Here is a 14305-nt window from a genome sequence, read left to right as displayed (position 1 = left end):
TGCCTCAAGTTTGGAGCAAACATGTCCCATATTGCGCACTTCGCGTTAGCGTTGGTGGTGGTCACGATCCTGGCACTTTTAGTATGCCGCGATCGTAAAAGCATCCGCATTCGCTACGTTATTCAACTGTTGGTTATTGAAGTACTGCTGGCCTATTTTTTCCTGCATTCGGAAGCGGGTTTAGGCTTTGTAAAAGGATTCGCAGCGCTGTTTGACAAGCTGCTCGGGTTTGCTGGGCAAGGGACTGAGTTTGTATTCGGCGGTATGGGTGATAAAGGTTTGGCCTTCTTCTTCCTGAAGGTACTGTGCCCAATCGTCTTTATCTCCGCGCTGATCGGTATTCTGCAATACATTAAAGTACTGCCGTTTGTCATCCGCATCATTGGTACCGTGCTGTCAAAAGTCAACGGTATGGGCAAGCTGGAATCGTTCAATGCCGTCAGTTCGCTGATCCTGGGCCAGTCTGAAAACTTCATTGCCTATAAAGATATCCTGGGCAAGATGTCTGAAAAGCGCATGTACACCATGGCGGCGACCGCGATGTCTACGGTTTCCATGTCCATCGTCGGCGCTTACATGACCATGCTGGACGCCAAGTTTGTGGTAGCGGCACTGGTACTGAACATGTTCAGCACCTTTATCGTGCTGTCATTGGTTAACCCGTATGACACCAGTAAAGAAGAAGAACTGCATCTGGGCAATCTGCACGAAGGCCAGAGCTTCTTCGAAATGTTGGGTGAATACATTCTGGCTGGTTTTAAAGTAGCTATTATCGTTGCTGCGATGCTGATCGGCTTTATCGCCCTGATCGCCGCGCTCAACGGCCTGTTCAGCGCCATCTTTGGCCTGAGCTTCCAGGAAATTCTGGGCTACTTCTTCTATCCATTCGCCTGGATTATGGGTATTCCTAAGCACGAAGCGTTGCAGGTGGGTAGCATCATGGCAACCAAACTGGTATCCAACGAATTCGTGGCGATGATGGAACTGCAGAAAATCTCTGCTGAACTCTCTCCTCGCAGCATGGGTATTCTGTCGGTGTTCCTGGTTTCCTTCGCCAACTTCTCTTCCATCGGCATCGTTGCCGGTGCGATTAAAGGGCTGAACGAGCATCAGGGCAACGTGGTTTCTCGCTTTGGCCTGAAGCTGGTTTACGGTTCAACGCTGGTCAGCATCCTGTCTGCGTCCATCGCGGGCCTGGTTCTGGGCTAAGCCGAAACGTCAGTAAGATATCACTAAGATAAAGGTCGCTTCGGCGGCCTTTTTTAATGCCTGTCATTCGGTGCCCGGGAAAGGGAGAAAGGAAGGAAGGAAGGAAGGAAGGAAGGAAGGAAGGAAGTAAGGAAAGAAAGCAAAAAGCCGACCCTGAGGTCGGCTTTTTAAATGGTGGTGGAGCTAGACGGGATCGAACCGTCGACCTCTTGCATGCCATGCAAGCGCTCTCCCAGCTGAGCTATAGCCCCACAAAAGTGGTACGCTTTAACCGGCGTTACGGTATTCCCCAACCTTTCTGAGATAAAGGTTGGTGGAGCTAGACGGGATCGAACCGTCGACCTCTTGCATGCCATGCAAGCGCTCTCCCAGCTGAGCTATAGCCCCAATCCACAATCACAAAATCCTGTGAACGGGGCGCATAATATGAAACCCACTCTAAGCTGTCAACGGCTAAATTGCATTCCTGCTTCAAGCGCTGAAAAAGCCGCCAAATCAGCGCGTTTGCTGCTAAAAATTGAGCATAATGACCCAAACTATGACCCTGGCACGACGCACCAGAAATTCGCCATCAAGCAACCGATAAAAAAAGCCCCGGGATTGCTCCACGGGGCTTTGTTATTAACAGGCAGGGAAACTATCAGCCTTAAGCTTCACGCCCGGCAATGTAAGCCAGCGCCAGGTCAATACGCTGCAGAGAACGGGCCTGACCGATGGCATGAACGGTCACATCCATACCCGGTGACTGACCGGCGCCGGTAACCGCCACGCGCAGCGGCATTCCTACCTTGCCCATACCTACGCCCAGCTCATCTGCCGTGCCCTGAATGGCGTCATGCACGTTTTCCGGCGTCCAGGCGGTGATAGCGGCCAGTTTGGCGCGCACCGCTTCCAGTGGCTGACGAGCAACCGGACGCAGGTGTTTCTTGGCCGCGTCAGCGTCGAACTCGCTGAAGTCTTCGTAGAAGTAACGGCAAGACTCGGCCATTTCCTTAAGCGTTTTGCAGCGCTCGCCCAGCAGCTTAACGATATCTTTCAGTTCAGGGCCATTACGAGTTTCGATACCCAGTTGCTCAACATGCCATGCCAGGTGCACTGCCACTTCTTCGGCCGGCATATGGTTAATGTAATGGTGGTTCAGCCACTGCAGCTTCTCGGTATTGAAGGCACTGGCGGATTTGTTGATCGCTTCCAGGGTAAAGAACTCTTTCATCTCATCAATAGAGAAGATTTCCTGGTCGCCATGAGACCAGCCCAGACGCACCAGATAGTTCAGCAGCGCCTGCGGCAGGTAGCCGTCGTCACGGTACTGCATCACCCCTACCGCACCATGACGTTTAGACAGTTTTTTACCGTCGTCACCGAGGATCATCGAAACGTGGGCGTATTCCGGTACCGGCGCACCCAGCGCTTTCAGAATGTTGATCTGGCGCGGGGTGTTATTGATGTGGTCTTCGCCGCGGATCACATGACTGATTTCCATATCCCAGTCATCTACTACTACGCAGAAGTTATAAGTTGGTGAACCGTCGGTGCGACGGATGATCAGGTCATCCAGCTCCTGGTTGCTGAATTCGATCGGGCCGCGGATCTTGTCATCGAAGATAACCGAGCCTTCCTGCGGGTTACGGAAACGCACCACGTGTGGTTCGTCATCGGTATGGCTGCACTGGCTGTCGCGGCAGTGGCCGTCGTAACGCGGTTTTTCGCCGTTTTCCATCTGCTTTTCACGCAGCGCTTCCAGACGTTCCTTCGAGCAATAGCATTTATAGGCGGTACCCTGCACCAGCATGTCGTCAATCACCGCGTTATAGCGGTCAAAACGCTTGGTCTGGAAGTACGGGCCTTCATTCCAATCCAGGTTTAACCAGTTCATGCCATCCATAATTGCGTCGATAGCGTCCTGGGTTGAGCGTTCCAGGTCGGTATCTTCGATACGCAGAACGAACTCACCGCCCGCATGGCGGCTGAACAACCAGGAGTAAAGCGCAGTACGGGCACCACCGACGTGAAGATAGCCGGTTGGGCTCGGTGCAAAACGGGTTTTGATTTTCATTGGGTTCACTGCCTTATTACGCAACGCGTGTCGGCGGTTGCCGACGATTGCTCGGAATTTAAAAAAGTGGGCAACATTGTACCACCACGCGCTAATTCCTCAACGCTGACACGATATTGCCATGGCTGATTTCATCATCTCTGCGGCGCTTTACGCATAACAATGTGCAAAGATTCGACATTGCAGGCGATAAATATCGCATCCTGTTTAAATTTGCGGCGAACGATTGAAATCATTTTAAAAACCGTTGACTCACTTTCAACTATCCCTATAATGCGACTCCAACAAGACGGGGCGATTAGCTCAGTTGGTAGAGCATCTCCTTTACACGGAGGGGGTCGGCGGTTCGAGCCCGTCATCGCCCACCATCTTGTTGAGCAGTAAAGCAGTAAGAAATGAGAAGAATGAGGGTGATTAGCTCAGTTGGTAGAGCATCTCCTTTACACGGAGGGGGTCGGCGGTTCGAGCCCGTCATCACCCACCACTCATTCTCTTGTTTGGCAGTACCCGGAAGTTCTGAAGTGGGTGATTAGCTCAGTTGGTAGAGCATCTCCTTTACACGGAGGGGGTCGGCGGTTCGAGCCCGTCATCACCCACCACTTCTGCGGGTCGTTAGCTCAGTTGGTAGAGCAGTTGACTTTTAATCAATTGGTCGCAGGTTCGAATCCCGCACGACCCACCAATACAGAAAAAAGCGCCTTTGGGCGCTTTTTTCGCATCTGTCGTCCGGAACAATTCAAAACACCTATAACCCTCCCTTGCTACACCAATAAAAAAGGCACTGCAAGCAGCGCCTTATGGTCATAATAACAAATAGTCATATACCCTAAATAATTCGAGTTGCAGGAAGGCGACAAAAGCGAGAATCCCGATGAGCTTACTCAAGTAAGTGATTCGGGTGAACGCTTGCAGTCAACACACCTGCAGCTTGAAGTATGACGGGTATATCAGGCCGCCAGCGTCGCCCCACCATCAATCACAATATCCTGCATGGTGATATGGCTGGCGCGATCGGAAGCCAGGAACAAAATGGCATCGGCGATTTCCTGCGGCTGAGCAATTTTACCCAACGGAATGCCCAGTTTGAACTGTTCCGGGAAACCGTTAATGGTGTTCTGCTCACCGGTTTCATCCTGCCACATGCCGCGCTGCATGGGCGTATTGGTCGATCCTGGCGAAACCAGGTTGCATCGTACGCCATAAGGGGCCATTTCCAGCCCTACGGTGTTGCACAGGCTGCGTAATGCCGCCTTGGAGGCACAGTAGGCCGCCATACCGACGCGCGGCACATGCGCGGCGTTAGACGCCACGCTGACAATCGCACCGCGTCGTTGGCGACGGAATACCGGTAAAGCGTGGCGGAACAGATTAAATGCCCCACCGGCATTGACGGCCAGGCAAGCCAGCCAGTCTGCGGTGCTGGTTTCATCTGCCAGCCCCATACGCAGAATTCCGGCTCCGTTGACCAACACGTCCAGCGCCCCCTGCTCCGCCAACAAGCGTCCACAAACCCGATCTACCGCGTCACTGTCGGCAATATCCAGCACTTCGGTGCGGAATGCGTATTCCGGCTCGCCAAAATGTTTATCGAAGCCAATCACTTCGGCACCGGCCTGCACAAACGCCAGTGCCGTTGCCAAGCCAATCCCGGCCCCGGCACCAGTGACCCAGACTTGCTTACCGGCGAAATCGCCCCGTTGTTCCATCAGGCTTTTCCCTCCGACAGCAGCGTCCACCAGCCATCGATGGTCGGGTTCTTGGCCAGTGCGATAAAATCAATATCGCTACGAATTTTACGCCAGCGGGCCGCCAACTCCATGATGCGAACCGAATCCAGACCGTAGTCGATCAGGTTTTCATCGTCGCCCATCTCTTCACTGTCTTCATCGAGGAAAGGCATGATTTGCTGGCGCAGCACAGCCTTGCTGGCAATGCCCGGCAACAGTTCAGCGGTGGTCACCACGCGGCCACAACGACCGGCGGTATAACGCAGCGCCATCAGATGCTCTTCGCGGGAGAAATCAGCCAGGCCGTCAGCCACCATAAACGGCTGAATATTGCGCATGAAAGCGTCAATCGCCGTAGTCATGCAGCCGATATGGGCGTAGACACCACAAATAATCAACTGATCGCGCCCTGACTCCTGCAGAATTTCCTGTAGTGGTGAGCGGTGGAAGGCACTGTAGCGCCATTTCACCAGCACCGTATCGTCTTCTTCCGGGGCCAGAGCGGCGACCACCGCCTGCTGTTCCGGGTGCTTATTCAGACCCGGCCCCCACATGTCATTGAGTAATGCACGGTCTTCATCGCTCTGCTGATTAGGCTGCGCGGTATAAAACACCGGAATCCCCTGTGATTTGCAGTAACGCCGCAGGTTGGCGATATTCTCCACCACCTGTTTGATCAACGGGCTGTCTTCACCCCAGAAATTCAGGAAATACTGCTGCATATCATGGATCAACAGTGCAGCGCGCTGCGGTTCCACCGTCCAGCTCACTTTGTTGGTCGGCAGTTCAGCCTGAGTCGGCAACGCGTAATCATTAAGTTTTGGAATAGCCATGACTTATTCTCCCTGGACCAGAGTCAGTTGTTGCGCCTCCAGGCGTTGGCGCAACAGTTTTTTATCCACTTTGCCAACCGGGGTGAGCGGCAGCGTATCAACCTGTATAAAGCGATCGGGTAATTTAAATTCGGCCACGCCCTCGCCGCGTAGATGGCGGCGCAACACCACCGGCTTCAACGCGCTGGTCGCGATGATATAGGCGCAGCTTTTTTCACCCATCAGTTCGTCCGGCATCGACACCAACGCCGCATTGATCACTTCCGGATGGCGCAATAACAGGTTTTCGATTTCTTCCGCAGCGATCTTTTCCCCACCGCGGTTAATCTGATCCTTCTGTCGCCCTTCAACCTTCACATAGCCGTCTTCGGTCAGGCTGATCAAATCGCCGGAACAGTAGAAACCGTCCTTATCAAAGGCGGCGGCGTTGTGCTCCGGACTTTGGTAATAACCACGGAAGGTATAAGGGCCACGGGTCATCAGACGCCCGGTTTCCCCCACCGGTAGCGGGTTGCCGTCTTCGTCAGCCACCCACAGCTCGTCATCCGGCGACATCGGGCAGCCCTGGGTCGTCAGGATATGCTGGTCGTCATCGTCCAGGCGGGTGTAATTCACCAGGCCTTCCGCCATGCCGAACACCTGCTGCAACTGGCAGCCGATCTCGGCCGGAATGCGTGCTGCCAGGGTTTCTCCCAGCTTGGCGCCGCCCACCTGCAACAGCTTAAGGCTGGCCAGTTGTTGGCAACCGCCCCACTCTTCAATCGCCTGCAGCCACAGCGTCACCGCCGGCGGCACCAGCGCCGTCACGTTAATCTGATGCTGCTCGATCAAACGGAAACATTGTCCGGCATCCGGATCGCTGGCAAACACCACCAGCCCGGCGCCATAAAACACACCCAGGATGCCCGGGGAACTCATCGGATAGTTGTGGGCGACCGGCAGCGCGCACAGGTAGCGGGTATCGACATCGAAATGGCAAATTTCCACGCTGCGGCGAATGCTGTAGTAGTAATCGTTGTGGGTCCGCGGGATCAGCTTTGGCGTGCCGGTGCTGCCACCGGAAAGCTGGAAAAACGCCACCTGGTCGGCCGGGCTTGGCGTCGCGACAAAGTCACCGCAGTCCTCTTCCAGCCAGGCCGCCAGCGACTGCTCGCCCCCGTCCTGACTGCGCAGTGCCACCACGCGCAGTGAAGGATGCTCGGCGCGAAATGCCGTCAGAAACTCGTCGTTGCCAAACAGGCCATGCTGGCGGTCGGCAATCAGCAATGCCGGTTTGATCTGTACGGCGTAGGCGTTCAGTTCGTTGCGTTGATGGCTGAATAGTGCGTTCACCGGCACCACGCCAATTTTCAACAACGCGAAGAAGGTCACATAGAACTCGACCACGTTGCCCAACTGCACCAGCGCAGTATCTCCACGTTGAATGCCACGGCGCTGCAGGGCAGCGGCCAACCGATCGGAGAGTTGATTAAGCCGCCGATAACTCAGGCTGCGCTCCGGGTCGATCAGCGCGATGGCGTCATTTTTTTCCTGGCGAGTGATGATGTCGGTCAGGGGCCGGTCGATCCAATAGCCGCGTTCGCGATAGCGATGGGCTAACGCCTCAGGCCAGGGGGTAAAAGCAATGGTCATGGGAATGTCTATCCTTGGTTCAGGCCAAACGCCCGCGAAATGGTACTGAGTTTGGTGCCGGTTTCATGCCATTCGGATTCCGGCGAAGAGTCTTGCACAATGCCGGCACCGGCAAACAGTCGCACCTGATTGCCCTGCACCGTGCCACAACGGATGGTCACCACCCACTCACCGTTGCCTTCGGCGTCACACCAGCCGACGATGCCGCCAAACAGGCCGCGATCGAACGGCTCCAACTGCTTGATCACCTGATGCGCCAACGCGGTCGGCGTACCGCACAGCGCCGGTGTCGGGTGCAGTAGGCAGGCCAGCGACAGCGCATTTTCAGCGCGGCTGGCGGCTTCACCGTCGATAGGCGTGGACAGGTGCCACAGCGTGGTGGTGCTCAATAATTCAGGAACGGTGGGAATATTCAGATACCGGCAGCGATCGGCCAACACCTGGCGCATTCCTTCAGTGACAAACTGGTGCTCATAGCGATCTTTTTCTGACACCAACAGCTGCTGACTAACCTCCAGATCCCGCTGCGGATCGGCATCACGACGGGCAGAACCGGCCAGCGGGTTGGAGTAGAACTGCGCGCCGGATTTGCGTAACAGCAATTCCGGGCTGGCTCCCAGTAATGCCCCCTGTTCCAGCGGGACATGGAAGTGGAAGCCATGGGGATTCTGGGCGATGATCCGCGCCATCAACGCCTGGCGGTCTACCGGCTCACGGGTTTCAATCTCCAGCAAGCGCGACAGCACCACTTTATCCAACTGGTCACCGCGGGTCGCTTCCACCGCATCCGCCACCATCTGCATAAAGGGCTGCTGGGCAGGCACTTCATTTTGGCGGATAATTTCCGGCAGCGCGTCTTGCGGAGAGGTTAAGCCTGCCAGAAAGGCATCGCGCTCAAACCACTGGGTGTGTTGGGGAATAAACAGCGCGGAGGGCTGATGAGTGTCAAACGGGATCGCGCCGCACAGTACCGGGTTTTTAACCCCCGCCAGCCTGGCTTCGGCAAAAGCATGTTGTACCGCCTGCTGGAACTCGCCGTTAAGCTGGTCCCCTCCCTGAGCCGGCAGGGTAATTTTGGCGAAACAGCCTTGGGTGCTCAGGCTACGGAAAGGAGAGGTAAAGAAAAAGCCGGAGGTCGGCGACACATTTGCAGCAGGTTGTTCGCTATCCTTGCTCTGCGGCTTCTTTTGCCCGGTACTGTTTAGTGTAACGCTCATCGGTGCTCCCTTTCGTATCATGAACAATAACCCGTATAATAATGATTATCATTTGTATTGAATCGCGTTAAATTACCCTCGTGAATATTCTATGTCAATAAATGTAAACAGTTATTCCATTCATAATCGTGATATAAAATCAGCAGTTTTCATTATATAAATGATAAGTATTACTATTTAACTTCTAAGGAATGCGTTATGAAGAAGAACCCCGTCTTCAACCTGATGCTGTTTGGGCTGATGCTGATTGGCACGGCCCATGCCGCAGATGCCGGTTGGCCGCGTAAAATTGAAACCTCACACGGCGTCGTGACCCTCGCGCACCCCCCTGCCCGCATCGTTTCTACCAGCGTCACCGTTACCGGTACCCTGCTGGCGATTGATGCCCCGGTGGTCGCCAGTGGCGCAACCACTCCCAACAACCGGGTTGCAGACTCACAAGGGTTCTTCCATCAATGGAGCGCTATCGCGACGCAGCGCGGCGTTAAGCGTCTGTATATCGGCGAACCCAACGCAGAAACCATTGCCGGTGAGGCACCCGATCTGATTATCATCTCGGCTACCGGTGCCGATTCCGCCCTGCGTCTGTACGATCAGCTCTCCGCCATTGCCCCGGTGCTGGTGGTCAATTACGACGACAAAAGCTGGCAGGCACTGGCACTCGAACTGGGCCAGGCTACCGGCCATGAAGCCCAGGCACAGAAAGTCGTCAGTGATTTCAATGCGCGTGAACAATCGCTGAAGCAGCGTATGAAACTGCCGGAACAACCGGTTTCTGCCCTGGTCTTCAACGCCGACGGTAAATCTGCCAACCTGTGGACCGCCGCATCCTCCCAGGGGCAAATGCTCAAACAGCTGGGTTTTACGCTGGCGACGCTACCGGCCAAGCTGAAAAACAGCCGCAGCATGGGGATGCGCAAGGACATTATTCAACTGGCCGGTGAGAACCTGGCGGAAGGGCTGAATGGCCAGACGCTACTGCTGTTCGCCAACAATGACAGCGATGTCCAGCGGCTGATGGCCAATCCTTTCCTGGCGGACCTGCCGGCGGTGCAGCACAAGCGGGTTTACGCATTGGGCAGCGACACCTTCCGACTCGATTACTACAGCGCCAGCAACCTGCTGACGCTGTTGGAAAAGGAGTTTATTTCTCAGTAGAATCCGCGGCGGGCTGGAGATCGCTTTCTTGCCCGCCACTGCCCACCTGACGCAAACCGCGCATCGCAACAGCCAGCACCACGCCGAGCAGCGCCACGCCAAAACCAAAACTGGTGGAGGTCATTGCCGGCAGCATAAACGCCCCCATTGCCCCTAGCAGCAGCGCGCCCAGTGCATCACCCACCACGTTTTGCGCCGTCCACAGGCCATTGATGCGGCCGAGGAACGCATCCGGCGTCAGATTCTGGATCAAGCCGTATTGCAGCAGTGAGTTCAACGCGCTCAGGTAGCCGAAAACCACCAGGAAGAACAATGCCAAACCGTACCACGGCATCAGACCGAACAGGCCGATAGCGACAAAAGCGCCAATCGCCGTCATCAGCATCATCCAGCCCGGACGCGCGACATGAGCCACCCGGCCGCTGGTAAAGGCGCCAATGGCTGCGCCCAGCGGCACCGCGGAATACATAAAGCCCAACTGAGCCGCACTGACCTGCCACATACCGGACATGGCCGGATACAGCACCCGCACCGCACTGGCCATGGTCAACAGCGCGCCGATCAGCGCCACCATGCCAATCACCCGGTTGCGGAACAGGAAACCGAAGCCACCGGCCAGCGCACGTAGCGGGTGCTCACGCGGCTGCGGGGGCGGCAGCAACTGTGGCAGACGCAGTAACGGGATCAGCGTCAGCAAGGTGCCAAATGCGGCCAGACCGTAGTTCCATGCCACACCGGCGTTGGCAATCACCAGCCCGCCAATCGCCGGAGAGAGGATCGAACCAAAACGCACCGTCAGCATGCTGATGGCCCCGGCCTGCACAATATTTTCACGCCCCACCAACGCCGGGGTCGCCGCCAGCAGCGCCGTGACGCCAACCGCACCGAAAAAGCCGTCCCAGACTGCCAGCAGGTAAATCAGCGTTAATGAAGGCGCAGGCAGTGCGGCGTTCAGGCACAGGCCGACAAAGCCAATGCCGCAGGTGGAGCGGGCGAACAATATCAGCCGACGGCGTTCGTAGCGGTCGGCCAGCACGCCCCCCATCAGCAAACCGGCAAACATGCCGCTACCCGCCAGCGTTACGGATAACCCGACCAGCAACGTCGACCCGGTCAAGGCCTGGATCTGCACCGGGATCGCAATGGCCATCAACCCCAGCGCTAAAATGGAAATAAAGCGCGCGCAAAAAACGGCGCGAAAAGCGCCATTGGTCTTAAGCAGGCCAAAATCAAGCAAAATAGAGGGCTTACTCATGAGCTTTCTCACCAAAACCAAAGAAAAAGGGGCAGCGTCTATAGCCAAAATAATTGGAGTTGAATCAAGGCGGCAACTAAGCGCATCCCCAGGAACGTACCGGAAGTACGTGATTGGGGTAAGTGCAGGCGGCCAACACAGATGCAGCTTCAAGAATGAAGGGTATATGCTGCAATAGCGAAGGGACTCATGGTACCATAGATGAAAGCAATCAATAATGATAATAAAACTCATTTATATTCAATTAAATAATGGATTGGCATGTTACGGATTACACGCCCAGGCACACAGCCCGTCCCTGCTCCCCAGGAGCGTCTGATTGGCGGCACTTCCCGTTCATTTCGTCGCAGGCTTTTTGGCCTGCTGATTGCCGTTGGTGCGCTACTGATCGTTATGCTGCTCAGCCTGTCACTCGGCGCTAAATCTATTCCCTTCGACACGGTTATCCTGGCGCTGAAAGGCCAGTGTAGCGGTGCGGACTGCACCATTATCACCAACGCCCGGTTGCCACGTACGCTGGTTGGCATTCTGGCAGGCATCGCGCTGGGCCTGTCCGGCGTGCTGATGCAAACCCTCACCCGCAACCCACTGGCCGATCCGGGCATTCTCGGGGTTAACGCCGGTGCAGGCTTTGCCGTGGTGCTGGGGATCACCTTTTTTGGTGCCGTCGACGTCAGCCAATATTTGTGGTTCGCCTTTGCCGGCGCGATGTTTGCCGCACTGCTGGTGGCGCTGATCGGCGCTCTTGGCGGCAGCAGCCTCAACCCGGTGCGGCTGACGCTGGCCGGTGTCGCGATGGCGGCGGTGCTGGAAGGCATGACCTCCGGGATTTCCCTGTTGAACCCACTGGTGTTCGACCAGCTCCGTTTTTGGCAGGCCGGCTCGCTGGATATTCAAAATATGCAGGTGGTGCGCACCGTCGCCCTGCCGATCCTGCTGGGTACGCTGATAACGCTGTGGATGAGCAAGGCGCTCAACAGCCTGAGCATGGGTAATGAATTGGCCACCGCGCTGGGAACCGGCATTGTCCGTACTCAGCTGCTGGGCCTGCTGGCGATTACTCTGCTGTGTGGCGGGGCTACCGCTGCCGTCGGCCCGATAGCCTTTGTCGGCCTGATGATGCCGCACATCGCCCGGCGGCTGGGCGGTTCCGAACTGCATTGGATGCTGCCATGGACGCTGGTACTGACCCCTATCCTGCTGCTGAGCGCCGATCTGATCGGCCGCTTCCTGGTGGCCGGTGAACTGCGCGTTTCCATCGTCACCGCCCTGATTGGCGCCCCACTGCTGATCATGCTGGTGCGGCAACGCCATATGTTCAGGAGACAGCGCTAATGTCGACGTCCGCGGCCCGTCTGATGGCCATTCACAAAATGCGCGCTCTGTCGCGCCCGGCGCTGACAGCACTGCTGCTGTTGCTGGCTGCTCTGGCGCTGGCGATTTACGCCCTGGGTTCAGGTGCCTTGTCACTGACGGCTACGCAGGTGATCGACGCCTTGCGCGGCGAAGGCCCGGCCAATCTGGCGGTGATCGTCACCCAGTGGCGCTTGCCACGCGTGACAATGGCGCTGCTGCTGGGGGCGGCACTGGGCCTCAGCGGGGCCATTTTCCAGTCGATACTGCGCAACCCACTCGGCAGCCCGGACGTGATTGGCTTTAATACCGGTGCCTACAGTGGCGTATTGGTGGCAATAGTGCTGTTTAACGGTGGCGTTATCGGCATCACCGCCGGGGCGCTGGCCGGCGGCCTGTTAACCGCTGCGTTGATTTATCTGCTGGCATGGCGCAACGGCGTCGAGTCATTCCGTTTGATTATCGTCGGTATCGCGGTACGCGCCCTGCTGGTGGCCGGCAATACCTGGCTTATTATCAGCGCCTCGCTGGAATCCGCCATGACCGCCGGGCTGTGGAGTGCCGGTTCACTCAACGGCGTCAGCTGGGCGAAAAGCCTGCCGGTGTTGGCGGTGATTGCCCTGTGCTGCCTGCTGCTGCTTACCCTGACCCGCCGCATGCGCCTGCTGGAGATGGGTGACGATACCGCCTGCGCGCTGGGCGTGCCGGTGGAACGTTCGCGGGTCATACTCCTGTTGCTCGGCGTGACGCTAACGGCCGCAGCCACCGCCGTCGCAGGGCCAATCTCCTTTATTGCATTGGTGGCCCCGCAGATTGCGCGACGCCTGTGTGCCAACCGCAGCGTGCTGCTGCTGACCGCCCTGATCGGCGCCCTGCTGCTGTTGCTCGCCGATATCGCTGCGCAGCGCCTGTTTATGCCTTATCAGTTGCCGGTCGGGGTGTTGACCGTCAGCCTGGGCGGCATTTATCTGATTTGGCTATTAATCCGTGAGTCACGAAAAAAATGAATGCTGAACCCCTGCAGCACGCGCCGTTGCGCGCCGAACACCTGACGCTGGGCTACGACAAAAAGATTGTCGCCAGCGACCTTTCCGTCGCTATCCCGCACGGCGAACTGACGGTGATTATCGGGCCAAACGCCTGCGGCAAATCCACCCTGCTGCGCACCCTCAGCCGCCTGATGCAACCGCAGGCCGGGGCTGTCTGGCTGAACGGCAAACACATCAGCGAATACGCCACCAAAGAGGTGGCGCGCCAGTTGGGGCTGCTGCCGCAAAGCTCCACCGCGCCGGGTGATATCACCGTGTTTGATCTGGTGGCCCGCGGTCGCTATCCGCACCAGCGCCTGTTCAGTCGTTGGAGCGAAGAAGATCAGCAGGCAGTGGACCAGGCGATGCGCTCCACCGGCGTATTCGAACTGGCCGAACAGCCGGTCGATACCCTCTCCGGCGGGCAAAAGCAACGCGTGTGGATTGCGATGGTGCTGGCGCAGCAAACCCCGCTGCTGCTGCTGGATGAGCCGACCACCTGGCTGGACATCACCCATCAGATCGATCTGCTGGAGCTGATGCGTCAGCTAAACCGTGAAAACGGCCATACGCTGGTGGTGGTGCTGCACGACCTCAACCATGCCTGCCGCTACGCCACGCATCTGATTGCCATGCGCGACGGTAAAGTGGTGGCCGAAGGGGCGCCGAAGGATATTGTGACCGCGGAACTGATCGAAGAGGTGTACGGCCTGCGCTGCATGATCATTGACGATCCGGTCTCGCATACGCCGTTGGTGGTACCACTGGGTAAGTCATAAATATTGTAGGGGCCCAGCATGCTGGGCCCGCGTTAATCGGGGCGAATCTATTCGCCCC

The 14305-nt window shown here is 56.8% G+C and carries 11 protein-coding genes and 6 tRNA genes; 9 read left to right on the top strand and 8 right to left on the bottom strand.

All coding sequences use genetic code 11. The annotated features are described in order from the left end of the window. Positions 1-21: 21 nt before the first annotated feature. Positions 22-1209 carry a NupC/NupG family nucleoside CNT transporter gene (locus OCH02_RS00345; protein WP_012146129.1) on the top strand — a complete coding sequence of 396 codons (1188 nt, stop codon included), beginning with the start codon at positions 22-24 and terminating at the stop codon, positions 1207-1209. A 175-nt stretch (positions 1210-1384) separates the two neighbouring features. Here the strand turns inward: OCH02_RS00345 and OCH02_RS00340 are convergent. The 3 genes from OCH02_RS00340 to gltX all read right to left on the bottom strand — a co-directional run bounded on the left by OCH02_RS00340 (position 1385) and on the right by gltX (position 3265). Beyond that, a tRNA-Ala gene (locus OCH02_RS00340) sits at positions 1385-1460 on the bottom strand. 60 nt (positions 1461-1520) lie between these two features. Continuing rightward, positions 1521-1596, bottom strand: a tRNA-Ala gene (locus tag OCH02_RS00335). Between the two features lie 259 nt (positions 1597-1855). Beyond that, the gene (gene gltX / locus OCH02_RS00330) at positions 1856-3265 is read right to left on the bottom strand and encodes a glutamate--tRNA ligase (protein ID WP_261429177.1); all 1410 of its coding nucleotides are present in this window, start codon (positions 3263-3265) and stop codon (positions 1856-1858) included. A gap of 292 nt (positions 3266-3557) precedes the next feature. On the opposite strand from gltX, the gene OCH02_RS00325 reads away from it, so the two are divergent. The 4 genes from OCH02_RS00325 (at position 3558) to OCH02_RS00310 (ending at position 3947) form a co-directional block, all read left to right on the top strand. Continuing rightward, positions 3558-3633 (top strand) — tRNA-Val (locus tag OCH02_RS00325). Positions 3634-3673: 40 nt separating this feature from the next. Continuing rightward, positions 3674-3749: transfer RNA gene (locus OCH02_RS00320), tRNA-Val, on the top strand. Between the two features lie 39 nt (positions 3750-3788). Next, positions 3789-3864 (top strand) — tRNA-Val (locus OCH02_RS00315). 7 nt (positions 3865-3871) lie between these two features. Then, a tRNA-Lys gene (locus OCH02_RS00310) sits at positions 3872-3947 on the top strand. A 265-nt stretch (positions 3948-4212) separates the two neighbouring features. On the opposite strand, the gene dhbA is transcribed toward OCH02_RS00310, so the two are convergent. The 4 genes from dhbA to OCH02_RS00290 are packed head-to-tail and all read right to left on the bottom strand — an operon-like array spanning position 4213 to position 8674. Continuing rightward, complete coding sequence (dhbA, locus tag OCH02_RS00305) at positions 4213-4971, bottom strand: 2,3-dihydro-2,3-dihydroxybenzoate dehydrogenase (RefSeq protein ID WP_261429176.1); 759 nt, start codon at positions 4969-4971, stop codon at positions 4213-4215. After that, positions 4971-5825: an isochorismatase gene (locus tag OCH02_RS00300; protein WP_261429175.1), complete on the bottom strand. Its 855-nt coding sequence runs from the start codon at positions 5823-5825 to the stop codon at positions 4971-4973. The genes dhbA and OCH02_RS00300 overlap by 1 nt, the downstream gene beginning before the upstream one ends. Before the next feature lie 3 nt (positions 5826-5828). Then, positions 5829-7457: a (2,3-dihydroxybenzoyl)adenylate synthase gene (locus tag OCH02_RS00295; protein ID WP_261429174.1), complete on the bottom strand. Its 1629-nt coding sequence runs from the start codon at positions 7455-7457 to the stop codon at positions 5829-5831. Positions 7458-7465: 8 nt separating this feature from the next. Next, entirely contained in the window at positions 7466-8674 is a 1209-nt protein-coding gene (locus tag OCH02_RS00290) for an isochorismate synthase (protein ID WP_261429173.1), read from the bottom strand. A 198-nt stretch (positions 8675-8872) separates the two neighbouring features. On the opposite strand from OCH02_RS00290, the gene fepB reads away from it, so the two are divergent. Then, on the top strand, positions 8873-9832 hold the full coding sequence (gene fepB, locus OCH02_RS00285; RefSeq protein WP_261429172.1) for a Fe2+-enterobactin ABC transporter substrate-binding protein: 960 nt from the start codon (positions 8873-8875) through the stop codon (positions 9830-9832). Here fepB and entS read toward each other — a convergent pair. Further along, a complete protein-coding gene (gene entS, locus OCH02_RS00280) occupies positions 9819-11087 on the bottom strand; it encodes an enterobactin transporter EntS (RefSeq protein ID WP_261429171.1) in 1269 nt (422 codons plus the stop codon). The genes fepB and entS overlap by 14 nt on opposite strands. A gap of 261 nt (positions 11088-11348) precedes the next feature. Between entS and fepD the strand changes: the two genes are divergently transcribed. From fepD to OCH02_RS00265, 3 genes are read left to right on the top strand one after another with little or no spacing between them, the layout of a single operon-like run. Further along, positions 11349-12422 (top strand): Fe(3+)-siderophore ABC transporter permease, encoded by a 1074-nt coding sequence (gene fepD, locus OCH02_RS00275; RefSeq protein WP_261429170.1) that lies wholly within the window; start codon positions 11349-11351, stop codon positions 12420-12422. Next, positions 12422-13447: an iron-enterobactin ABC transporter permease gene (gene fepG / locus OCH02_RS00270; protein ID WP_261429168.1), complete on the top strand. Its 1026-nt coding sequence runs from the start codon at positions 12422-12424 to the stop codon at positions 13445-13447. Before fepD ends, fepG begins: the two co-directional genes overlap by 1 nt. Continuing rightward, a complete protein-coding gene (locus OCH02_RS00265; RefSeq protein WP_261429167.1) occupies positions 13444-14247 on the top strand; it encodes an ATP-binding cassette domain-containing protein in 804 nt (267 codons plus the stop codon). Before fepG ends, OCH02_RS00265 begins: the two co-directional genes overlap by 4 nt. The last annotated feature ends 58 nt before the right edge of the window (positions 14248-14305 follow it).

Source organism: Serratia quinivorans (genome assembly GCF_946227985.1).
Classification (GTDB): Bacteria; Pseudomonadota; Gammaproteobacteria; order Enterobacterales; family Enterobacteriaceae; genus Serratia; species Serratia quinivorans_A.
This window is presented reverse-complemented; position numbering and strand designations above follow the sequence as displayed.

What these genes read in the sequence shown, in the direction of transcription:
- OCH02_RS00345 (WP_012146129.1), top strand. Translation starts at nt 22, where the DNA reads ATGTCCCATATTGCGCACTTCGCGTTAGCGTTGGTGGTGGTCACGATC.
- gltX (WP_261429177.1), bottom strand. Translation starts at nt 3,265, where the DNA reads ATGAAAATCAAAACCCGTTTTGCACCGAGCCCAACCGGCTATCTTCAC.
- dhbA (WP_261429176.1), bottom strand. Translation starts at nt 4,971, where the DNA reads ATGGAACAACGGGGCGATTTCGCCGGTAAGCAAGTCTGGGTCACTGGT.
- OCH02_RS00300 (WP_261429175.1), bottom strand. Translation starts at nt 5,825, where the DNA reads ATGGCTATTCCAAAACTTAATGATTACGCGTTGCCGACTCAGGCTGAA.
- OCH02_RS00295 (WP_261429174.1), bottom strand. Translation starts at nt 7,457, where the DNA reads ATGACCATTGCTTTTACCCCCTGGCCTGAGGCGTTAGCCCATCGCTAT.
- OCH02_RS00290 (WP_261429173.1), bottom strand. Translation starts at nt 8,674, where the DNA reads ATGAGCGTTACACTAAACAGTACCGGGCAAAAGAAGCCGCAGAGCAAG.
- fepB (WP_261429172.1), top strand. Translation starts at nt 8,873, where the DNA reads ATGAAGAAGAACCCCGTCTTCAACCTGATGCTGTTTGGGCTGATGCTG.
- entS (WP_261429171.1), bottom strand. Translation starts at nt 11,087, where the DNA reads ATGAGTAAGCCCTCTATTTTGCTTGATTTTGGCCTGCTTAAGACCAAT.
- fepD (WP_261429170.1), top strand. Translation starts at nt 11,349, where the DNA reads ATGTTACGGATTACACGCCCAGGCACACAGCCCGTCCCTGCTCCCCAG.
- fepG (WP_261429168.1), top strand. Translation starts at nt 12,422, where the DNA reads ATGTCGACGTCCGCGGCCCGTCTGATGGCCATTCACAAAATGCGCGCT.
- OCH02_RS00265 (WP_261429167.1), top strand. Translation starts at nt 13,444, where the DNA reads ATGAATGCTGAACCCCTGCAGCACGCGCCGTTGCGCGCCGAACACCTG.